Here is a 23,581-nt window from a genome sequence, read left to right on the forward strand (position 1 = left end):
ATCTTTTACTCCTATAATAAAACGAGATCATCACAATGGATGGCAACAGCACCATATTCATAGCCAAGAATCTCATTAATTTGTTGAGATTGTTGCCCTTTGATACGTTGTAAAGCATCACTATTGTAACGCACCATACCACGAGCTAATGGTTTCCCATCGGCATTTTGTAACAAGATAACTTCCCCGCGTGAGAACGTACCTTCAATTTGTTTAATACCCGCAGGTAGTAATGATTTATGTTGAACGGTTAGGGCGTGTTCTGCGCCTTGATCAACACTAATTTTTCCAGCAATAGGCGCAGCAAATAGCCATTGTTTACGACTATCAATCGCGTGGTGTGGTACTTTAAATTTTGTTCCAATCTCGACTTCATTTGCGAGATCAATAATGACGTGTTTACGATTACCTGGTGCAATAATGGTTTCGATGCCTGAACGTGTAGCAATATCGGCAGCGGTAATTTTAGTTGACATACCGCCGGTACCTAAACCAGATACACTCCCGCCAGCAATGGCACGGATTTCATCTGTAATTTTCTCTACCACAGCAATTAATTTTGCATCAGGATTACTTCTCGGATCGCTATCAAATAACCCTTGTTGATCGGTTAATAAATAAAGTTGATCGGCGTGAGCAAGAATTGCCGTAAGTGCAGAGAGATTATCATTATCGCCAACTTTAATTTCGGCAGTAGCCACCGCATCGTTTTCATTAATGACAGGAATGATTTGATTATCGAGTAAGGCAGTTAATGTATCACGAGCATTTAAGAAGCGTTCTCGATCTTCAAAGTCGGCGCGTGTTAATAAGATTTGCCCAATTTTAATATCATAGATTTGAAAGAGTTGTTCCCAGGTTTGAATAAGCTGACTTTGTCCAACAGCTGCTAATAATTGTTTTGAAGCAATTGTCGCTGGAAGTTGGGGATAGTTAAGGTAGTGGCGACCAGCAGCCACAGCTCCAGACGTAACAATAATAATCCGATAGCCTTGTTGATGTAATGTAGCACACTGACGCACAATTTCCAGCATATGTGGACGATTTAATTTTGATGACCCTTGCGTTAAGACACTAGTTCCAAATTTTAAAACGATCGTTTTCATAATTATATTTAAGTAAAAATCAAAGCGTTTAAGGTAGCACTAAACTAGCAAAAAACGAAGCAAATAACGTAGTTTTTTCGTGATGGTTTAGGCTTGAATATTTAATGGTTTATGTTGAAATTTTAGATGGATAAACGTAAACCAGACGATAGCAATAACCCCCAAGATTGCACCAACATAGCCGATATAACTCAACCCTAGGTGCTGCATGACTTGATTACCAATTAATGCGCCACCACCAATGCCAATATTATAAATACTTGAATAGATAGATGAGGCTAAATCGGTAGCATCGGGAGCCAGTTGTAAAACTCGAGTTTGCATACCAAGCCCTAATGTAGAAATACCAATTCCCCAAACTAAAATAAGAATAAATAGTGCAATCGGGCTATGCCCTAGATAATAGAGGGACATTAATGACATTGTCAGCGTCAGCATAGCTGTAGCGAGAAATCTGATTGGCATTAAACGGAATAATAGATTAAATAACAAACTAGCGATGATCCCAGCAAGACCAAAGATAAGTAGGCCTGCTGTTGCAGATGCTGCTGAGATATGACTAATTTGCAACATAAATGGCTCAATATAACTATACGCAGTAAAGTGTGCTGAAATAATAATAGCTGTAAAGAGATAAATGCCTAGTAACATTGGTCTACGACAAAGTATAGGTAAGCTCTTGAGTGAACCAGCATTTTGGCTTGGAAGATGAGGCAATAGACGTGCCAAAATAAATAAAATGATGGTAGCAATGATACCAATTAGGGCAAAAGTTGTCCGCCAGCTTAGCCATTGGCCAATGATTCGACCTAATGGAAGTCCTAATACCATGGCTAAAGCTGAGCCCATCGCTAACAAGCCGAGTGCTTGTATTTTTTTATCTTTTGGCGCAACACGCATAGTGAGTGATGCAGTAATCGACCAAAAGATAGAGTGGGTTAATGCGATACCAATGCGAGAGAGTAATAAGATCCAATAATTCCAAGCAATAGCGGAAAGAATATGACTTACGATAAAAAGGATAAATAATTTTATCAATAATTGACGGCGTTCCAAGCTAGAAGTCATTAACATACAAGGTAATGACATTAAGGTAATGACATTAATGAAACAATCCAGGCATAGACTGTAATCATTAATCCAACTTCGGAAACAGGCATAGTAAAGCTTTGTGCAATATCAGTCAGTAATGCAACTGGGATATATTCAGTTGTATTAAAAACAAAAGCAGCAAATGCCATAACAACTACTCGAGCATATTCAATTCGACGAGCAGATCTTCTTGATAACATGTTGTATAACGTTCCTTAGCAATATCAAATTATCTCAAACGTCTTGAAAAGGCGATTGAGAAAAAAAGTTATGATTAAAAATGGAATAAATTATTGTTACGTAGAAAGTTAGCTTATTGATTTTATTACTTATTTGTTTTTACTAAGATAGCTAACATACGAATATTTGTAGGTTGATAGAAACTTATTCTGTCAAAGTGAGTTAATTTTATCGCTTATTCTGATGAAGGTACACAGCTTTAAATATTTAATTTGAGAATTAACTTTAATCTTTGATCTGTATTCATAGTGAGCAAGATAAGTTTCTTTTATAATGCCAACTTCGATTTTGTAAGGTAGAGATATATGGCTGAAATATCGCATGAAATGCAGCAAGAAATCACCCGATTATGTGCAAAAGCTGCATTATTAATGTTACAACATGGTGCCGAAAGTACGTTAGTCGATCAGGTCGCTTGTCGCCTTGGTTGTGCATTAGGTGTTGAAAGTGTTGAAGCAGCGTTAACGCCAAATGCGATTGTGTTAACCACCCGTCATCAAGAACACTGTATAACTACAACACGACGTAATTATGATAGCGGAATTAATATGGCAGTGGTTACGCAAGTACAGCGGATTATGATTGCGGCTGAACATAAAATTTATGATGTCTATCAGGTACGTAGGAAATTAGATGAAGTAAAACCACTTAAATATAATCGCTGGTTTGTTGTATTAATGGTGGGGCTTTCTTGTGCAAGCTTTGCTAGATTGGCAGGTGGTGATGTTATCATTTCTTTGATTACGTTCTTTGCGTCTGGATTAGGGATGTTTGTCAGACAGGAGTTAGGAAAGCGTCACTACAATCCACTGATTAATTTTGCGGTTACAGCATTTGTGGCTTCTTGTGTTTCTGGGCAGGCACTATTGCATAGTTGGGGCAATGAACCTGAAATTGCATTAGCATCGAGTGTCTTATTATTAGTACCAGGGTTTCCATTGATTAATGCCTTGTCTGATGTGTTAAAGGGATATGTAAATATGGGGCTTGGCCGTTGGGCAATCGCAACGGTTCTTACCTTTGGTGCTTGTATTGGCATTGTTTTTGCATTAGCTGTTTTACATATTAATGCATGGAGTTAACAATGAATGTAGTTTTAACCTTATTAAATGATCTGTTATTTGCGGCTATCCCAGCGGTTGGTTTTGCATTAATTTTTAATGTGCCGCCTAAAGCATTAAAATATTGTGCAACATTGGGAGCATTAGGACATTGCTTTCGTACCATTTTAGTTAGCTATTGTGGCGTACCATTAGTGTTTGGTACATTTTTTGCCGCAGCATTAATTGGGTTTATTGGCGTTTATCTCTCGCAACGTTTTCTTGCTCATCCAAAAGTGTTTACGGTTGCTGCGATTATTCCAATGATTCCAGGTGTGTATGCTTACAAAGCAATGATCGCTATCGTACAAATTGCTCATTATAGTTATAGTGAAGAATTATTGGCACAAGCATTAGAATATTTTGTAAAAACAGGTTTTATCCTTGCAGCGATTGTCTTTGGACTCGCATTGCCAGGCTTACTTTTTTATCGTAGCCGCCCTGTGGTTTAATCAATAAAAACGCTTTTTATCTGATTCTGATTGAAAATTGATTAGAGCAGATAATTTTTGTATGAAATCTAGCAATAAAGTGCTAGAATTGCGGGCTTAAAAATCTCCCTATAAGTTTTATTTATTAGGTTTTATGTAGGTTCATAATGAGTTCAGAAATTGAGAAACAGAAAGCATCCTCGACAGAGGAGCTTAAATTTAAAAAAGCAAACAGCGCATTATTGTGGATTGTTGCGGTGATTTTAGTTTTAGTTGCAGCCGTAGGTAATATTTATTTTAAAGATCAATTTGCTGCATTTGTCCGTGTGCCAGTTATGGCTGTATTATTGTTATTAGCTTTAGTCGCGGCAGCATTCACTAACCAAGGCACAACAGCAAGAACATTCTTAAAAGAGTCACGTATCGAATTAAGAAAGATTATTTGGCCTACCCGTCAAGAAGCTTCTCAAACAACATTAATTGTTATGGGAGTGACTGTAGTGGTTTCATTAGTATTATGGGGCTTAGATTCTTTAATTGTTTCTTTAATCAATTTTATCACCAACTTGAGGTTCTAAATTATGAGTGAAAATACAACGCAAAAACGTTGGTATGTGCTACAAGCCTTTTCAGGATTTGAATCCCGTGTTGCGGCAGTATTACGTGAATATATCAAATTGCACAATATGGAAGATCAATTTGGCGAAGTATTAGTACCAACCGAAGAAGTGGTTGAAAATGTTGGTGGAAAACGTAGAAAAAGTGAAAGAAAATTTTTCCCTGGCTATGTGTTAGTTCAAATGGTGATGAATGATGATACATGGCATTTAGTACGCAGTGTGCCACGTGTAATGGGCTTTATTGGCGGAACACCAGATCATCCAGCACCAATTTCTAATCGTGAAGCAGAAATGATCTTGAATCGCTTAGAACAAAATAGCGATAAACCAAGACCAAAAACGATGTTCCAACCTGGTGAAGAAGTTCGCGTTAAAGAAGGTCCTTTTGCAGACTTCAATGGTACAGTAGAAGAAGTGGATTATGAAAAGAGCCGCTTGAAAGTTTCTGTATCTATCTTTGGTCGTGCAACACCAGTTGAACTTGAGTTTAGTCAAGTAGAAAAGACAATTTAAGCGAATAATATAGAACAAATCGTAAGTTGTTAGTATTGGTAAAAATAACCAATAATCTTTGTTGCAGAGACAACTTAAAAAACGTATAATTCGCAACCTATTTTACGAGCAAGCAATCCTTGCTCGTATTTTTGTGTATTACACTAAACTTCATTAGTGTTTTTAACAACGGGGAGCCGAAAGGCGATATCACCCATAACGAGGAAATAAACTATGGCAAAAAAAGTTCAGGCCTACGTTAAGTTGCAAGTTGCAGCTGGTATGGCAAACCCAAGTCCACCAGTTGGTCCAGCATTGGGTCAACAAGGTGTTAACATCATGGAATTCTGTAAAGCATTTAACGCTCGTACTGAGAGCTTAGAAAAAGGTTTACCAATTCCAGTTGTAATTACTGTATATGCAGACCGTTCTTTTACTTTCATTACTAAAACTCCTCCAGCAGCAGTATTATTGAAAAAAGCAGCTGGTATCAAATCTGGTTCTGGTAAACCAAATAAAGATAAAGTGGGTAAAGTAACTCGTCAACAAGTCCGTGAAATTGCAGAACTTAAAGCGGCTGATATGACTGGTGCAACAATTGAAACTAAGATGAAATCTATTGAAGGTACTGCACGTTCAATGGGCTTGGTAGTGGAGGACTAATCAATGGCAAAACTAACCAAACGCATGAAAGCAATTAAAGCCAAAGTAGATTCAACTAAAGCATACGAAATCAATGAAGCAGTAGCATTATTAAAAGAGTTAGCAACTGCAAAATTCGTTGAAAGTGTTGATGTTGCAGTAAACTTAGGTATTGATGCACGTAAATCTGATCAAAACGTTCGTGGCGCAACTGTATTACCACACGGAACAGGTCGTACTGTACGCGTTGCTGTATTTACACAAGGTGCAAATGCAGATGCAGCTAAAGCAGCAGGCGCTGATTTAGTAGGTATGGAAGATCTTGCAGAGCAAGTGAAAAAAGGCGAAATGGACTTTGATGTTGTTATCGCTTCTCCAGATGCGATGCGCGTTGTTGGTCAATTAGGTCAAATCCTTGGTCCACGTGGTTTAATGCCAAACCCTAAAGTGGGTACTGTAACGCCTAACGTGGCTGAAGCAGTGAAAAATGCTAAATCTGGTCAGGTTCGTTACCGTAATGACAAAAATGGTATTATCCATACCACTATCGGTAAAGTGAACTTTGAAGCAGATCAAATCAAAGAAAACTTACAAGCTTTATTAGCTGCTTTAAATAAAGCAAAACCAACTACAGCGAAAGGCGTTTATATTAAGAAAGTAAGCATTTCTACTACTATGGGCGCTGGCGTAGAAGTTGATCAAAACAGCTTATAATCAGCTTTACATTGTTGTAGGTTATCTCTATAATCTACAACCTTGACTTTTTTTATCAAGAATTCTGGTTGGTGCTTGACCTATTCAAGCCTCATCCAAGACCGCAGGGGAAAGAAATTTCTTAATTATCCTGCGTAGATGGTGTACAGATAAGAATTTTTCTGCTTCTGGCACCGAAATTCGTCCCCATCTGTTAAGTTGTCAGATTGGGTTTTATTATGTCTAGGAAACTAGATAAATGTATTTCAGGAGCTAAAAGCCAATGGCATTAAATCTTCAAGATAAACAAGCAGTTGTTGCTGAAGTAAGCGAAGTTGCCAAGGGTGCGTTATCTGCTGTTGCTGCGGATTCTCGTGGTGTAACAGTAGACAAAATGACTGAATTACGTAAATCAGCTCGTGAAGCTGGCGTGTATATGCGTGTTGTACGTAATACTTTATTACGTCGTGCCGTTGAAGGTACCGCATTTGAATGCATGAAAGATACGTTTAAAGGTCCGACACTTATCGCATTCTCTAACGAACATCCAGGTGCTGCAGCACGTTTGTTCAAAGAATTTGCTAAAGCAAACGATAAGTTCGAAATTAAAGGCGCAGCCTTTGAAGGTGAGTTCATCGAAGCGAAAGCTATCGATCGTTTAGCAACTCTACCAACATACGAAGAAGCAATTGCACGTTTAATGGGTACAATGAAAGAAGCTGCGGCTGGAAAACTTGTACGTACTATTGCGGCGATTCGCGATCAAAAAGAAGCTGCTTAATATTAGTAGTTTATTGGTTTAAAAATTTTACTTACTTTAGGAAACGATTGTTATGTCATTAACTAACGAACAAATCATTGAAGCAATTGCTGAAAAATCAGTAATGGAAATTGTAGAACTTATTTCTGCAATGGAAGAAAAATTTGGTGTTTCTGCAGCAGCAGCTGCAGTAGCAGTAGCAGCTGGCGGTGACGCAGCAGCAGCTGAAGAAAAAACTGAATTTGATGTAATCTTAGTAGCAGCTGGTGCTAACAAAGTTGCAGTAATCAAAGCAGTTCGCGGTGCAACTGGTTTAGGCTTAAAAGAAGCTAAAGACTTAGTTGAATCAGCCCCAGCAACCTTAAAAGAAGGTGTTGCTAAAGCAGAAGCTGAAGCTCTTAAGAAAGAGTTAGAAGAAGCTGGTGCACAAGTTGAAATTAAATAATTGATATTATTTGATTTTTAGCAAGAATGGCTGGTGATTTTATCATCAGCCATTTTGTGCCTTTCAGAAACTGAGAGAAATTACCGTTTAAAACTCACAGTTTTTTATCAAATGAAGTCAGATAACGACTAAATTTAAATTATTGTTTTTATTAATATAAAACAATCCTAACGGTATCAATTTTACACTGCCACCTTGTATAATACAGCGAGAGTGTGTGGATTGTGGGTCTGAACAGCAAGCAGAGGAACCTATGGTTTACTCCTATACCGAAAAAAAACGTATTCGTAAAGACTTCGGCAAACGTCCGCAAGTTTTAAATATTCCTTATTTATTAACTATCCAATTAGACTCTTTTGAGAAGTTTATCCAGAAAGATCCTGAAGGTCAGCAAGGTTTAGAAGCTGCATTCCGTTCAGTATTCCCAATTGTGAGCAATAATGGAAATACTGAGTTGCAATATGTGGATTATAAGTTAGGTGAGCCTGTATTTGATGTAAGAGAATGCCAAATCAGAGGCACCACTTATGCAGCACCACTACGTGTTAAACTTCGCCTTGTAAGTTATGATAAAGACGCTGCGCCAGGTACAGTTAAAGATATCAAAGAACAAGATGTATATATGGGTGAAATCCCATTAATGACTGATAATGGTACTTTCGTTATTAATGGAACAGAGCGTGTTATCGTTTCTCAATTACATCGTAGCCCAGGTGTATTCTTTGATAGTGATAAGGGTAAAACGCATTCTTCAGGTAAGATTTTATACAATGCACGTATTATTCCTTATCGTGGCTCTTGGTTAGATTTTGAGTTTGATCCGAAAGATAATCTCTTTGCACGTATTGACCGTCGTCGTAAATTACCTGCGACTATTATTTTACGTGTGTTAGGCTATACCACAGAAGAAATCTTAGAACTTTTCTTCAATAAAATCGTATTTGAAATTAAAGATAATCAATTATTAATGACCTTAGTCCCAGAAAGATTACGTGGTGAAACTGCGACTTTCGATATTGAGGCTAACGGTAAAGTTTATGTTGAGCGTGGACGTCGTATTACAGCTCGTCATATTCGTCAATTAGAAAAAGATAATATTTCACAAGTTGTTGTCCCAGCAGAATATATTGTAGGAAAAGTTGCTGCAAAAGATTATGTCAACTTAGAAACTGGAGAAGTGATTTGTCCTGCGAATGCTGAACTTAGTCTTGAAGTGTTAGCAAACTTAAGTCAAGCAGGTTATACAACAATCGAAACATTATTTACCAACGATCTTGATCATGGACCATACATTTCAGAAACATTACGTGTAGATCCATCTTATGATCGTCTTAGCGCATTAGTTGAAATTTATCGTATGATGCGCCCAGGTGAACCGCCAACAAAAGAAGCGGCAGAAGGACTATTTGATAATTTATTCTTCTCTGCAGATCGTTATGATCTTTCTGCTGTGGGTCGTATGAAGTTTAATCGTTCACTTGATATTCCAGAAGGTGAAGGCAGTGGTATCCTCAGCAAAGAAGATATCATTTTAGTGATGAAGAAACTGATTGATATCCGTAATGGTCGTGGTGAAGTAGATGATATTGACCATTTAGGAAACCGCCGTATTCGTTCTGTGGGTGAAATGGCAGAAAACCAATTCCGTATTGGTTTAGTGCGTGTTGAGAGAGCAGTAAAAGAGCGCTTATCATTAGGTGATCTTGATTCTGTAACGCCACAAGATTTAATCAATGCAAAACCAATTTCTGCTGCGGTGAAAGAGTTTTTTGGTTCATCACAATTATCACAATTTATGGACCAAAATAACCCATTATCAGAAGTAACACATAAACGTCGTATTTCTGCTTTAGGTCCAGGTGGTTTAACTCGTGAACGTGCTGGTTTCGAAGTGCGTGACGTTCATGCGACACACTATGGTCGTGTATGTCCGATTGAAACCCCTGAAGGTCCGAATATCGGTTTGATTAACTCACTCTCTGTTTATGCACGTACTAATGACTATGGTTTCTTAGAAACTCCATATCGTAAAGTGGTTAACGGACAAGTTACTGAAGAAATTGAATATTTATCTGCAATTGAAGAAGGTAACTATGTTATCGCACAGGCGAACTCTAACTTAGATGAGAATTTCCGTTTCACTGATACATTTGTTACTGCACGTGGTGAACATGGTGAATCTGGTTTATATCGTCCAGAAGATATTCACTATATGGATATTTCTACACAACAAGTTGTTTCTGTTGCGGCAGCATTAATCCCATTCTTAGAGCACGACGATGCGAACCGTGCATTGATGGGAGCAAACATGCAACGTCAAGCGGTACCAACTTTACGTGCAGATAAACCATTAGTTGGAACTGGTATTGAAAAAGCAGTAGCTGTTGACTCTGGGGTAACGGTTGTTGCGAAACGTGGTGGTTATGTTCAATACATTGATGCCTCTCGTATCGTAGTGAAAGTAAATGAAGATGAAACTATCCCAGGCGAAGCGGGTATTGATATTTATAACTTAACCAAATATACACGTTCTAACCAAAATACCTGTATTAACCAAGTGCCATGTGTGTCATTAGGTGAGCCAATTGGTCGTGGTGAAGTATTAGCAGATGGTCCATCAACTGACTTAGGTGAGTTGGCATTAGGACAAAATATGCGTGTGGCATTCATGCCGTGGAATGGTTATAACTTCGAAGACTCAATGTTAGTATCTGAACGTGTTGTTCAAGAAGATCGTTTCACCACTATTCATATCCAAGAACTTTCATGTATTGCACGTGATACCAAATTAGGTTCTGAAGAAATTACAGCAGATATTCCAAATGTGGGTGAAGCTGCATTAAGTAAGCTTGATGAATCAGGTATCGTTTATATCGGTGCTGAAGTGAACGGTGGTGATATTCTTGTGGGTAAAGTGACACCAAAAGGTGAAACTCAATTAACCCCAGAAGAGAAATTACTCCGTGCGATCTTTGGTGAAAAAGCATCTGATGTTAAAGATTCTTCATTACGTGTACCAAATAGCGTTTCAGGTACAGTTATTGATGTCCAAGTCTTTACTCGTGATGGTGTTGAGAAAGATAAACGTGCATTAGAAATCGAAGAAATGCAGTTAAAACAAGCGAAGAAAGACTTAACTGCAGAATTAGATATCCTTGAAGCAGGTCTATTTACTCGAGTACGTTCTCTTTTATTAGCAAATGGCTTTACTGAAGAGAAACTTGAAAAATTAGATCGTATGAAATGGCTTGAGCAATCTCTTGCTGATGAAGAAAAACAAGCTCAATTAGAGCAACTTTCTGAGCAGCTAGATGAATTGCGTAAAGAGTTTGATCGTAAGTTAGAAATTAAACGTAATAAGATTATTCAAGGCGATGATCTTGCTCCAGGTGTATTAAAAGTTGTTAAAGTTTACCTTGCAGTAAAACGCCAAATCCAACCGGGTGATAAAATGGCGGGTCGCCATGGTAACAAAGGGGTTATCTCTAAGATTAATCCAATAGAAGATATGCCTTATGATGAAAATGGTCAGCCAGTTGATATCGTGTTAAACCCACTAGGGGTACCATCACGAATGAACATTGGTCAGATCCTTGAAACTCACTTAGGCTTCGCTGCGAAAGGTATTGGTGATCAAATTAATCGTATGATTAAAGAGAAACAAGAAGTCGCGAAATTACGTGAATATATCCAAAAAGCGTATGATTTAGGTGATGCTTGTCAAAAAGTTGATCTCAGTACATTTACAGATGAAGAAGTGATGCGTTTAGCGCAAAACTTACGTAAAGGTTTACCGCTTGCGACACCTGTCTTTGATGGTGCGGAAGAAAAAGAAATCAAAGGTTTGCTTGAATTAGCAGGCTTGCCAACATCAGGACAAATTACCCTTTATGATGGTCGTACTGGGGAAAAATTTGAGCGTCCAGTAACCGTTGGTTATATGTACATGTTGAAACTTAACCACTTAGTAGATGATAAGATGCATGCTCGTTCAACGGGTTCATATAGTCTTGTTACGCAACAACCGCTTGGTGGTAAAGCTCAATTTGGTGGTCAACGTTTCGGTGAGATGGAAGTATGGGCACTAGAAGCATACGGTGCAGCATATACTCTACAAGAGATGTTGACTGTGAAATCAGATGACGTCAATGGTCGTACGAAGATGTATAAAAACATCGTTGATGGTACGCATGAGATGGATCCAAGTATGCCTGAGTCGTTTAATGTATTACTTAAAGAAATTCGTTCTTTAGGTATCAACATTGATTTGGGTGATGAGGAAGCTGAATAATTCAGCCAATAAGATTAGCGCAAGTGCGGAGCTTTCCGCACTTGAATAAAGTTTAACTCCGATGGGAGCAAATCTGTGAAAGACTTAGTTAAGTTTTTAAAAACACAATCTAAATCAAGAGAAGATTTTGATGTGATTAAAATTGGTCTAGCTTCTCCTGACATGATTCGTTCATGGTCTTATGGTGAAGTTAAGAAACCAGAAACTATCAATTATCGTACATTCAAACCTGAGCGTGATGGTCTATTCTGTGCAAGAATTTTTGGACCAGTTAAAGATTACGAATGTTTATGCGGTAAATATAAACGTTTAAAACATCGTGGTGTTATTTGTGAAAAATGCGGTGTTGAAGTTACTCAAGCTAAGGTTCGTCGTGAGCGTATGGGACATATTGAATTAGCCTCTCCTGTTGCGCATATTTGGTTCTTAAAATCATTACCATCTCGTATCGGTCTATTATTAGATATGCCATTACGTGATATTGAACGTGTTCTTTACTTTGAATCATACATCGTGATCGAAGCAGGGATGACTGATCTTGAAAAAGGTCAATTATTGACTGAAGAACAGTTCTTAGAAGCGGAAGAAAGTTGGGGTGATGAATTTGAAGCGAAGATGGGTGCAGAAGCTATTCAAGCCTTACTTCGTGATATGGATCTTGAGCACCAATGTGAAACTTTACGTGAAGAATTACAAGAAACTAACTCAGAAACTAAACGTAAAAAAATCACTAAACGTTTAAAACTATTAGAAGCATTTATCCAATCTGGAAATAAACCAGAGTGGATGGTATTAACTGTATTACCAGTTTTACCACCAGATTTACGTCCATTAGTACCTCTTGATGGTGGTCGTTTTGCGACATCTGATCTCAATGATCTCTATCGCCGTGTTATTAACCGTAATAACCGTTTAAAACGCCTTTTAGACTTAATTGCGCCAGATATTATTGTGCGTAATGAAAAACGTATGTTACAAGAGTCTGTGGATGCGTTATTAGATAATGGTCGTCGTGGTCGTGCAATCACTGGATCAAATAAACGTCCATTAAAATCATTAGCGGATATGATCAAAGGTAAACAAGGTCGTTTCCGTCAAAACTTATTAGGTAAACGTGTTGACTATTCAGGTCGTTCTGTAATTACAGTAGGTCCTTACTTACGTTTACACCAATGTGGTTTACCTAAGAAAATGGCATTGGAATTATTCCGTCCATTTATTTATTCAAAATTAGAAAGTCGTGGTTTAGCATCAACTATCAAAGCAGCGAAGAAGATGGTTGAGCGTGAAGATGCGATTGTATGGGATATCTTAGCGGAAGTTATCCGCGAACACCCAATTCTCCTTAACCGTGCGCCAACATTGCACCGTTTAGGTATTCAAGCATTTGAACCAATCTTAATTGAAGGTAAAGCAATTCAGTTGCACCCACTTGTTTGTGCAGCATTCAATGCAGACTTCGATGGAGACCAAATGGCGGTTCACGTGCCATTGACATTAGAAGCACAGTTAGAAGCACGTGCATTAATGATGTCAACCAATAACATCTTATCACCAGCAAACGGTGATCCAATTATCGTTCCATCACAAGACGTGGTATTAGGTCTTTACTATATGACCCGTGAAAAAGTGAACGGTAAAGGTGAAGGTATGTTATTACAAGACCCACGTGAAGCAGAAAAAGCATACCGCACTGGACAAGCTGAACTTCATTCTCGTGTGAAAGTACGTATTACTGAATATGAGAAAAATGCAAATGGTGAATTTGAACCTAAAACAACATTAACTGATACTACTGTTGGTCGTGCGATCTTATGGATGATTGCACCAAAAGGTATGCCATTTAGCTTGTTTAACCAAACTTTAGGTAAAAAAGCGATTTCTCGTTTGATTAACGAAAGTTATCGTCGCTTAGGTATGAAAGATAGCGTAATTTTTGCAGACCAAATTATGTACACAGGTTTTGCATACGCAGCACGTTCTGGTTCATCAGTTGGTATTGATGATATGGTGATTCCAGAGAAGAAATACGAAATCATTGCCTCTGCGGAAGAAGAAGTTGCAGAAATTCAAGAGCAGTTTAACTCTGGTTTGGTGACCGCCGGCGAACGTTATAATAAAGTTATCGATATTTGGGCAGCTGCAAATGAGCGTGTTGCTAAAGCGATGATGGAAAACCTTTCTACTGAAGAAGTGGTTAATCGCAATGGTGAGTTAGAAAAACAAAGCTCATTTAACAGCATCTTTATGATGGCTGATTCTGGGGCGCGTGGTTCTGCAGCTCAGATTCGTCAGTTAGCAGGTATGCGTGGTTTGATGGCACGTCCAGATGGTTCGATCATTGAAACCCCAATTACTGCGAACTTCCGTGAAGGGTTGAACGTTCTTCAGTACTTTATTTCAACTCACGGTGCACGTAAAGGTTTGGCGGATACCGCATTGAAGACAGCGAACTCAGGTTATCTAACCCGTCGTTTAGTTGATGTGGCACAAGATTTAGTTGTTGTTGAAGATGACTGTGGTACTCACGAAGGTATCGTGATGACACCATTAATTGAAGGTGGTGATGAAAAAGTTAGCTTGAGAGAGTTAGTATTAGGTCGTGTAACGGCAGAAGATGTCTTTATGCCAGGTACAGAAGACGTATTGATTCCTCGTAATACACTGTTAGATGAAAAATGGTGTGAAGTTATCGATAAACACTCAGTAGATAGCATTAAAGTACGTTCAGTTGTAACTTGTGATACTGATTTCGGAGTTTGTGCGAAATGTTATGGTCGTGATCTTGCTCGTGGTCACTTAATTAACCAAGGTGAAGCAATCGGGGTTATTGCAGCACAATCAATCGGTGAGCCAGGTACACAGTTAACCATGCGTACATTCCACATCGGTGGTGCGGCATCTGCGGCAGCGAAAGAATCTAGTGTTCAAGTGAAAAATACAGGTACCATTCGTTTAACAAATGCTAAGTTTGTAACAAATCAAGAAGGTAAACTTGTGATTACTTCACGTAATACTGAGTTAACCGTAATTGATACTTTTGGTCGTACCAAAGAACAGTATAAATTACCTTATGGTTCGATTTTAAATAAAGCGAATGGTGATGAAGTTACTGCCGGTGAAACCGTAGCAAACTGGGATCCACACACAATGCCAGTTGTTTCTGAAGCAAAAGGTTTTGTGAAGTTTGTCGATATTATTGATGGCTTAACTGTAACTCGTCAAACTGATGAATTAACAGGTCTTTCATCAATCGTAGTACAAGATGTGGGTGAACGTGCAACCGCAGGTAAAGATCTTCGTCCAGCATTAAAACTTGTTGATGCTAACGGTAATGATATTTTAATTCCGGGTACAGAAGTGCCAGCACAATACTTCTTACCAGGTAAAGCGATTGTTACTTTAGACGATAATGCAGAAGTGAATATCGGGGATTCCTTAGCACGTATTCCACAAGAATCTTCTGGTACTAAGGATATTACTGGTGGTCTACCACGTGTTGCAGACTTATTTGAAGCTCGTAAACCAAAAGAACCAGCAATTTTGGCTGAAATCTCTGGTATTGTTTCATTTGGTAAAGAAACCAAAGGTAAACGTCGCTTAGTGATTACACCAAGTGAAGGTGAAGCATACGAAGAAATGATTCCTAAATGGCGTCAACTCAACGTATTTGAAGGTGAAATGGTACAACGTGGGGATATTATTTCTGATGGTCCAGAATCACCACATGATATTCTTCGCTTACGTGGCGTTCGTGCTGTAACTGAGTATATCGTTAATGAAGTACAAGATGTTTACCGCTTACAAGGGGTAAAAATCAACGATAAACATATCGAAGTTATCGTGCGTCAAATGTTACGTAAATGCGTAATTACTAATGCGTATGACTCAGAATTCCTTGAAGGTGAACAAGTTGAAGTTGCTCGTGTGAAGGTTGTTAACCGTAAACGTGCAGCAGAGGGTAAACCTTTAGTTGAATTTGAACGTGAATTGCTTGGTATTACTAAAGCGTCATTAGCGACAGAATCATTTATTTCAGCAGCATCGTTCCAAGAAACAACACGTGTGCTTACTGAAGCAGCAGTAGCTGGAAAACGTGATGAGTTACGTGGTTTGAAAGAGAACGTGATTGTTGGTCGTTTAATCCCAGCCGGTACTGGTTTTGCATATCACCAAAGCAGAGCGAAAAAACGTCATGCAGCGGCGAGTGTTAATGCAGTAGCAGAACCAGCAATTAGTGCAGAAGAAGCAGTAGCGAATCTTGCTGAAATGTTAAATATGAACGAAGAGTAAAGACTTCGCATTGAATAAAATACCGAGCTTAAAGCTCGGTATTTCAGACTGTTGACAAACCTCTAGACATACCTCTAGAGGTTTGATCTAATAGGCATATCGAAAAAGGAAATGCCTATGCTCAAAAATACTGTCTCCCCCCAATATGAAATCGAGATGATAAGCCTCGAACAACTCGTTCCAAAAGACCACCTTGTCCGTAAAGTCGCTAAAGCCATCGATTTTGACTTCATTCGTGATGAAGAGGCGCATCTCTATTGCCATGACAACGGTCGCCCCGCTATTGACCCAGTTCGTTTGTTCAAGATAATGTTACTCGGCTATCTTTTCGGTATTAAAAGCGAACGCCAGTTGGTGAAAGAGATAGAAGTCAACGTAGCTTACCGCTGGTTTTTGGGGATGAGCCTCACGGAAAAAGTGATAGATGCCAGTACCTTAAGCCAAAACCGTCTTCGCCGTTTTAACGGCACGGAGGTGTTTGAGCGAATTTTTACTCACATCGTTTGGCAAGCGATGGAAAAAGGCTTGGTGGGAGGTCAATATCTTTTTACCGACAGTACTCACTTGAAAGCCAGTGCCAATAAAAACAAAAAGCATAATGAAAAGCGAGAAGTTCGAGTGAGTCACTATATTGCTATGCTCAACGAAGATGTGGCAAAAGCAAGGGAAGCAAAAGGAAAAAAGCCGTTAAAGGCGAGTGAGAAAGCCGTCGAAGTCAAAGACACCTGCGTTAGCAATACCGACCCTGAAAGCGGGTATATGCACCGAGATAACAAGCCTAAAGGCTTCTTCTATCTCGACCACCGCACAGTTGATGGTCAATACGGGATTATTGTAGATACCTTTGCGACGGCAGGGAATGTCAATGACAGCCAACCCTATATTGCTCGTCTTGATGCCACCACAGAACGCTTTCGGTTCAAGCCCAAAGCGGTCGGGCTTGATGCAGGCTATTTTACCGCGCCTGTCGCCGAAAGCCTTGCTCGACGGAACATTATCGGTGTGTTTGGCTATCGTCGCCCCACCAAAGGCAAGACCCCCTTACGAAAAAGAGCGTTCCGCTATAATGCCGACACGGACAGCTACATTTGCCCAGCAGGACAATCGCTTATCTACAGCACCACAACCCGAGAAGGATATCACACTTAAAAATCTAACCCGACAGACAGCCAAACTTGTCCACTACGTCCACAATGTACCCAAAACCAAAAAGCCGAACGCCTCATCAGCAGGCATCTCTACCAAGATGCCGTGGACAATGCCAATGCAGTGAGAGTATCAAGGCAAGGCAGAAAACTTTACCAACGCCGAGCAGAAACCGTAGAGTGCAGCTTTGCGGATGCAAAACAACATCACGGACATCGCTATGCCCGTTATAGAGGGCTAGCCAAGGTGCAAATGCAATGCTTCCTTGCGGCAATGGCACAAAATATCAAGAAAATCGCCCTAGTGGTATGGGCTTTTTTGTCTTATTTATGGCGCCAATTTTGCGTGTTTGAGGCAGTGGTAAAACAATCAGAGAAAATGACCGCTTGCCCAGTTATCTGAAAGGAAAAGCAAGCGAAAAGTAACAAAGTAAAAAAACAAACCCACTTTTATTATCAAAATTATCAAATGACTTTGGATAGGTGGGTTTGTCAACAGTCTGAGGCTTATCTATAGATAAGCCTATTTTGAACTGTGATTACTCTTTATAAATAATTCCTGAATTTGCTTTGAAGTCATCAACATTGATCTGTTTATGTTCTTCAAAGTAGGCTTTTAAGCTATCCGCATCAACAAAGCCAGTATTGACGTAAGTTGGGTTATTGGTAACCACTGGGTAACCATCACCACCTGCTGCGCAATAACTTGGTACAGAAACACGATAAACTTTTTCAGGATCTAATGGTTTACCTTGGATTTTGACATCAGACACTTGTTTTGCTTTGCGATCCACGATCATTGTGATACCAGAGAATTGTGGGTAAGCACCAGAATCGACTTCTTTGAGAGCTACCACATTCAAATAATCGATTAGATCTTTCCCTTTCATTTCAAAATAACTGATGATATTACCAAAAGGTTGTACGGTAAGAATATCTTTATAAGTAACATCTCCAGCTTCGATAGAGGCACGAATTCCGCCTGAATTCATAATACCAATATCCGCTTTGGCACGTTCTGCTTGTGAACGAGCAATTAACTGACCGAGATTTGTTTGATGGAAACGAATAACATCGCGATCCCCCTCTAAACGCCCATTGACTTTACCTACGACCTGCTTGAGTAATTTATCGCCTTTATCTTGATAGGTTTGCAGATGAGCCAATAGTTTTGGATCAGCAGGAATTTCTTCTTGATATAATACATATTCGCTTGAACCATCCGCTTTCTTCACTTTGTGTTTTAAATTAATTGGAATAAGTTGGTATTTTTCTAATGTGAGCTTGCCATTGCGGAAGCTAAAATCAGCACGACCTAGATATTTGCCCCATTCACCTGCTTGCATAATCCAAGTGGCATTTTCAAAGAGCGGTTGGCAACTATCACCTGGTTTAAATTGTGTATTAAAACTGCCGTCTGAATTGATACAAACTGTATCGTGAGTATGTCCACCGATTAAAATATCAAAAGCGCCTTTTGGTAATTCTCTTATCATAGAAACATCACCAGGAGCATTAGAACCGTATTGGGCATTATGATAATAGCCCATATGGGTCAATGCGATTTTTAGATCAGGTTTCTCTTTTGTATCCAGAGTTTGTAACACTTTTTTCGCTGTGTCCGCAGGGCGCTCAAATTTTACTGCGGAAATAAACTCTGGATTACCTAATTTTGCGGTGTCTTCAGTGGTTAAACCAACAACAGCAATTTTTAAACCTTGTTTATTTAACATCGTATAAGGCTTAACTAGAAGTTTTCCTGTTTTTTGATTAAATACGTTTGCAGCAAGGAATGGGAATTTTGCCCACTGTTCTTGTTTTTCTAATAGTTGTAGTGGATTATCAAATTCGTGATTACCTAAGGTAACGGCTTCATATCCCATCATATTTAAAGCTTCAATATCAGGTTTTGCATTTTGTAAATCTGATTCTGGTACACCTGTATTAAAGTCGCCTGCATTTAATAAAATCACTGATCCGCCAGCTTTTTTTACTTCAGCACGAATGCGATCAATTAAGGTTTTTTGAGCTGCTAAACCATATTCACCATTTTTGTTTTGCCAATAATGTCCATGTAAATCATTCGTGTGCAAGATAGTGAAATGATAGGTGTGATCTTTTTGATAGGCATAGCCGAGGGAAGAGAAAGCAAGTAATGATGCTAGCGTTGAATATTTAAGAACATTGGTTATTTTCATGAGTTACTCCTTTAGTTGATGACTTAATTATTCTACCTAATCTTTAAAAATATAAATTAAATGGAATTTGTTGGCATTGTTTTTCTTTGTCGGTTAATCCTAAAACATAAGTTTCTAAATATTCGGTAATAAATACATCTTTAAATAACATAATAATTTCAATCTCAGATGGATAAGAACAATCGCCATATTGGATCGGTTTTTCCTGTAATGAACGCAGTTGTGCTCTAATCGCAAGATTGTAACCTTCATTGGTTAGATATAAATCACGGTAAGTGAGAATAAGGTTATCAGCACGTTTGGTTTTTGTTAGGCGTTGTTCAATATGTAATTTCCATCGAATTAATTGCTCTATTGAATAGCGATTGTCACGTAAAAATATCTCTTTATTTTCAAGCATGTGATTAGTAATGCGTTGTTTGGTTTCTTTGGCAAACGGATCTGTATTTTTAAGCCTGAATGGGTATTGCGTTAGCTCCATTTTAATCGGTCTATCAAACCAATATTGCCAATTTTCTGGTTTTGTTTCATCAAGTAAACAAGCAATAAAGTTTTCTGGCGAAAAAGGAGGTTTTTTAAAAGTGACTTCATAATTTGGTTTGCAAGAAAAATGTCTTTCTTGTGCGTGCCAATAATAGGTTAATTGATAATCCTCCACAGAAAAGGTTAATGAATTATCTTGATTTGGGGTTTTATTAATCAAATGTCCTTTTTTATCGTTAATATTGGCTAAAGTATTAAAATAATTTGTAAATGGTTGATAAAACAGGAATAACATAAAAATAATCAATGAATAGCTACAAATAGCTCCAGAGAGAGTTTGGTACGTTTGTTGATACCTTTTAGTTAATATTAAATGGGTTAAATGGAGTAATCCAATCAGAATTGTTGGGGTAAAAATCAGTGATTCAAATAGGATAAGAATGAGATTACCGATACCGCTTGGATCGTGAAATACTAAAGAAATTGGAGTGAATAAGCTAAGGAGAATAGCAAAACTTGATGCGAGATAACTGGCAATGAAGGTTAGATAGAAGATATTTTTAAATAAATACTGCGTGAGAAAAATAATAATATTGAGATAGATAAAAAGAAAAAAGTTATCCGTGCTAATGATGAAATACGAGAAAATTAGGTTAATTAATGTTGTTGTAAGGAAAATCAAGCATTGTTTGAAAAATTGAGGAAAGCGAAAAATAAAGCTGACTAACAATAGAATTGCGGTGATTGATAGCTGATGAATAAAGAGATTTTCTTTTAAAAATATAAATGATTCATAGGGATAAGAAAAATTGATCTTTAATAACGATAAAATGAATAAGATTAATAATGTGATCAAAAATTGTGCTAGAAGACAGAAGTGATGCTCTTTATTTTTAGTAGGTGTGGAAGCAGTGGATCTTTGCGAGAGAGGGATCACGATTATTATCAAGATAATTGCGATTAGCCAATAAAATAATAATCTACCATTCATAGATAATAGGGCTTTAGCCACTTCTATTGCTGTATAGGCAATAATAAAGATATTGGTGAGCGTTGTTTTTCTGCGTAGTTGATTAAAAAGATAAATGACAAAAGCTAAGACTATACCTGAAAAGTTTAATGCTTGACTGAACCAAAGGTAGTTTGTGATAAAGTCAGAAATAACTAAATCAATAGAAACAACAAGAAAAAGTATAGAAAAATTTTTTACAAGGTTATTTTTGCTTAAATAAGCAAATAGATGAAAAATCAGACAAAGGATAAAAGATTGAAAACTTAAGTCGGTAAAGTCATTCAGTATTGGCATAAATTGTTCATTAATCCAATCTTTTACGATGGTTTGTAGATGAAAAACAATAGGTTGTATCTTAACTAAGCTGAGAAATTAAAACCAGTCAATTATTGATTTTTCTGGTAAAAACGGTAAAATTCTACGGCTTTTTATCGGAGGTGTTTTTGTGTAAAAAAGCATCAAGATGAAAAAAGCACTAAACGCCCCTACTTCGAACGGGGTTTTCTTTTTTTACTATCAATATTTTAGAGGAAGGTTATGGTAACCATTCGTTTATCTCGTGGCGGAGCTAAAAAACGCCCATTTTATCAAATTGTCGTTGCAGACAGCCGTTGCCCTCGTGATGGCCGTTTCATCGAACGTATTGGCTTTTTCAACCCAATCGCTGCTGGTAAAGCAGAACGTTTACGTATCGATTTAGATCGTGTAAATGAGTGGGTTGGTAAAGGTGCATCTTTATCTGATCGTGTTGCATCTTTAGTAAAAGAAGCTCAAAAAGCTGCTTAATTTAGAACAACGATAGGTGGTTAGAATGGAACAGCAAAAAATCGGTGTTGTAGGTAAACTTGGTTCGACTTATGGTATTCGAGGTTGGTTGCGTGTTTATTCTTCTACCGAATATGCAGAAAGCATTTTTGATTATCAACCGTGGTTTTTGAAAATTAAAAACCAATGGCAACCAGCAGAAATTGAAGGTTGGCGTCATCATAGTCAAGATTTGATTGTGAAATTAAAAGGTGTTGATGATCGGGAACACGCACAAACTTTAGCGAATATTGAAATTGGCGTTGATTTAAACCAACTTCCAGCATTAGGTGATGGTGATTATTACTGGCATGATTTAATTGATTGCCAAGTAGTCAATTTACAAGGCTACCAAATGGGGCAAGTAATTGAATTGATGGAAACTGGATCTAATGATGTATTAGTCGTTAAAGCCAATGCTAAGGATGCTTTCGGTAAACAAGAGCGGTTAATTCCGTATATTGAAACAGTAGTTAAAAGAGTAGATCTCAGCACCAAAACAATTGAGGTGGACTGGGACGCTGGTTTCTAACCTCAGGAAGATCCTGTTGGCTTAATGAACATTGAGGTATCCGTATGTGGATTGGGGTAATTACACTTTTCCCAGAAATGTTTAAAGCTATTACAGAATTTGGGGTAACAAGTAGAGCCATAAAGCATAATCTGCTGCAAGTAAATTGTTGGAATCCAAGAGATTTCACCCACGATAAACATAAGACGGTAGATGACCGCCCTTATGGTGGAGGCCCTGGGATGTTGATGATGGTACAGCCATTAAGAGATGCAATCCATGCGGCAAAAGCAGAAGCAGGTGAAGGTGCTAAGGTGATTTATCTCTCACCGCAAGGACGTAAATTAAATCAAGCTGGCGTTGAACAGCTCGCTAAAAATCAAAAAATGATTTTGGTTTGTGGGCGTTATGAAGGCATCGATGAACGTTTGATAGAAACCGAAATTGATGAAGAATGGTCAGTTGGTGATTACGTATTGACTGGGGGAGAGCTGCCAGCAATGACATTAATTGATGCAGTATCACGTTTTGTACCAGGTGTATTAGGCAAACAAGCTTCGGCAGAGGAAGACTCTTTTGCTGATGGATTATTAGATTGCCCACACTACACACGACCTGAAGTGCTTGATGGTATGACAGTACCGCCAGTATTGATGTCTGGCAATCACGAAGAAATTCGTAAATGGCGATTAAAACAGTCGTTAAAACGAACGTGGTTACGCAGACCTGAGCTATTAGAAAGCCTAGCTCTGACTGACGAACAAAGGTTGCTGTTACAACAAGCTCAACAAGAGCAACAACAGCAAAAGAAATAGATTCAGTTACATCTAGGAATAAGGTAATTTATTATGAGTAACATTATTAAACAACTTGAACAAGAACAATTAAAACAAAACGTACCTAGCTTCCGTCCAGGTGACACATTAGAAGTTAAAGTATGGGTTGTTGAAGGTAGTAAAAGACGTCTGCAAGCGTTCGAAGGCGTGGTTATTGCAATTCGTAACCGTGGCTTGCATTCAGCATTTACCTTACGTAAGATCTCTAACGGTGTTGGTGTTGAGCGTGTTTTCCAAACTCACTCACCAGTTGTTGACAGCATCGTAGTTAAACGTAAAGGTGCCGTTCGTAAAGCTAAACTTTACTACTTACGTGAACGTAGTGGTAAGTCTGCACGTATTAAAGAACGTTTAAACTAATCGATTCTTTCTCTAAAGCCCTTGTTT

General features: G+C 38.3%; 17 protein-coding genes and 2 pseudogenes. 15 read left to right on the plus strand and 4 right to left on the minus strand.

Going from position 1 to position 23,581, the window contains the following annotated elements; translation table 11 throughout:
* Positions 1-11: 11 nt before the first annotated feature.
* Both proB and PF272_RS03465 read right to left on the minus strand, forming a co-directional pair.
* Positions 12-1,106: a glutamate 5-kinase gene (proB, locus tag PF272_RS03460; RefSeq protein WP_271141638.1), complete on the minus strand. Its 1,095-nt coding sequence runs from the start codon at positions 1,104-1,106 to the stop codon at positions 12-14.
* 87 nt (positions 1,107-1,193) lie between these two features.
* A pseudogene (locus PF272_RS03465) lies at positions 1,194-2,398 on the minus strand (sugar transporter).
* A gap of 345 nt (positions 2,399-2,743) precedes the next feature.
* On the opposite strand from PF272_RS03465, the gene PF272_RS03470 reads away from it, so the two are divergent.
* The 11 genes and pseudogenes from PF272_RS03470 to PF272_RS03520 all read left to right on the plus strand — a co-directional run bounded on the left by PF272_RS03470 (position 2,744) and on the right by PF272_RS03520 (position 17,753).
* A complete protein-coding gene (locus PF272_RS03470) occupies positions 2,744-3,520 on the plus strand; it encodes a threonine/serine exporter family protein (RefSeq protein ID WP_271141639.1) in 777 nt (258 codons plus the stop codon).
* 2 nt (positions 3,521-3,522) lie between these two features.
* A complete protein-coding gene (locus tag PF272_RS03475; RefSeq protein WP_065234239.1) occupies positions 3,523-3,990 on the plus strand; it encodes a threonine/serine exporter family protein in 468 nt (155 codons plus the stop codon).
* A 146-nt stretch (positions 3,991-4,136) separates the two neighbouring features.
* Positions 4,137-4,547, plus strand: coding sequence for a preprotein translocase subunit SecE (secE, locus tag PF272_RS03480; RefSeq protein WP_271141640.1), 411 nt, complete (start codon positions 4,137-4,139; stop codon positions 4,545-4,547).
* Positions 4,548-4,550: 3 nt separating this feature from the next.
* Entirely contained in the window at positions 4,551-5,102 is a 552-nt protein-coding gene (nusG, locus tag PF272_RS03485; RefSeq protein WP_065234237.1) for a transcription termination/antitermination protein NusG, read from the plus strand.
* 213 nt (positions 5,103-5,315) lie between these two features.
* Positions 5,316-5,744, plus strand: a complete 429-nt coding sequence (rplK, locus tag PF272_RS03490) for a 50S ribosomal protein L11 (protein WP_039133696.1) — start codon at positions 5,316-5,318, stop codon at positions 5,742-5,744.
* A 3-nt stretch (positions 5,745-5,747) separates the two neighbouring features.
* The gene (rplA, locus tag PF272_RS03495) at positions 5,748-6,437 is read left to right on the plus strand and encodes a 50S ribosomal protein L1 (RefSeq protein WP_065234236.1); all 690 of its coding nucleotides are present in this window, start codon (positions 5,748-5,750) and stop codon (positions 6,435-6,437) included.
* Between the two features lie 262 nt (positions 6,438-6,699).
* Positions 6,700-7,197, plus strand: coding sequence for a 50S ribosomal protein L10 (gene rplJ, locus PF272_RS03500; protein ID WP_065234235.1), 498 nt, complete (start codon positions 6,700-6,702; stop codon positions 7,195-7,197).
* Between the two features lie 52 nt (positions 7,198-7,249).
* The gene (gene rplL / locus PF272_RS03505) at positions 7,250-7,621 is read left to right on the plus strand and encodes a 50S ribosomal protein L7/L12 (RefSeq protein WP_271141641.1); all 372 of its coding nucleotides are present in this window, start codon (positions 7,250-7,252) and stop codon (positions 7,619-7,621) included.
* Between the two features lie 253 nt (positions 7,622-7,874).
* Positions 7,875-11,912 (plus strand): DNA-directed RNA polymerase subunit beta, encoded by a 4,038-nt coding sequence (rpoB, locus tag PF272_RS03510; protein ID WP_271141648.1) that lies wholly within the window; start codon positions 7,875-7,877, stop codon positions 11,910-11,912.
* Positions 11,913-11,987: 75 nt separating this feature from the next.
* Positions 11,988-16,205 carry a DNA-directed RNA polymerase subunit beta' gene (gene rpoC, locus PF272_RS03515; RefSeq protein ID WP_271141642.1) on the plus strand — a complete coding sequence of 1,406 codons (4,218 nt, stop codon included), beginning with the start codon at positions 11,988-11,990 and terminating at the stop codon, positions 16,203-16,205.
* A gap of 117 nt (positions 16,206-16,322) precedes the next feature.
* A pseudogene (locus PF272_RS03520) lies at positions 16,323-17,753 on the plus strand (IS1182 family transposase).
* A gap of 136 nt (positions 17,754-17,889) precedes the next feature.
* Here PF272_RS03520 and ushA read toward each other — a convergent pair.
* Positions 17,890-19,548 carry a bifunctional UDP-sugar hydrolase/5'-nucleotidase UshA gene (gene ushA / locus PF272_RS03525; RefSeq protein WP_271141643.1) on the minus strand — a complete coding sequence of 553 codons (1,659 nt, stop codon included), beginning with the start codon at positions 19,546-19,548 and terminating at the stop codon, positions 17,890-17,892.
* Between the two features lie 43 nt (positions 19,549-19,591).
* Positions 19,592-21,337, minus strand: coding sequence for a hypothetical protein (locus PF272_RS03530; RefSeq protein ID WP_271141644.1), 1,746 nt, complete (start codon positions 21,335-21,337; stop codon positions 19,592-19,594).
* Between the two features lie 243 nt (positions 21,338-21,580).
* Here PF272_RS03530 and rpsP point away from each other — a divergent pair, with 243 nt between their 5' ends.
* The 4 genes from rpsP to rplS are packed head-to-tail and all read left to right on the plus strand — an operon-like array spanning position 21,581 to position 23,554.
* Positions 21,581-21,829 carry a 30S ribosomal protein S16 gene (gene rpsP / locus PF272_RS03535; RefSeq protein ID WP_065234646.1) on the plus strand — a complete coding sequence of 83 codons (249 nt, stop codon included), beginning with the start codon at positions 21,581-21,583 and terminating at the stop codon, positions 21,827-21,829.
* Between the two features lie 25 nt (positions 21,830-21,854).
* Positions 21,855-22,379, plus strand: a complete 525-nt coding sequence (rimM, locus tag PF272_RS03540; RefSeq protein ID WP_271141645.1) for a ribosome maturation factor RimM — start codon at positions 21,855-21,857, stop codon at positions 22,377-22,379.
* Positions 22,380-22,423: 44 nt separating this feature from the next.
* Positions 22,424-23,173, plus strand: coding sequence for a tRNA (guanosine(37)-N1)-methyltransferase TrmD (gene trmD, locus PF272_RS03545; protein ID WP_271141646.1), 750 nt, complete (start codon positions 22,424-22,426; stop codon positions 23,171-23,173).
* Between the two features lie 33 nt (positions 23,174-23,206).
* Entirely contained in the window at positions 23,207-23,554 is a 348-nt protein-coding gene (gene rplS, locus PF272_RS03550) for a 50S ribosomal protein L19 (protein WP_065234643.1), read from the plus strand.
* Positions 23,555-23,581: the final 27 nt, after the last annotated feature.

Source organism: Gallibacterium faecale, assembly GCF_027920745.1.
Classification (GTDB): domain Bacteria; phylum Pseudomonadota; class Gammaproteobacteria; order Enterobacterales; family Pasteurellaceae; genus Gallibacterium; species Gallibacterium faecale.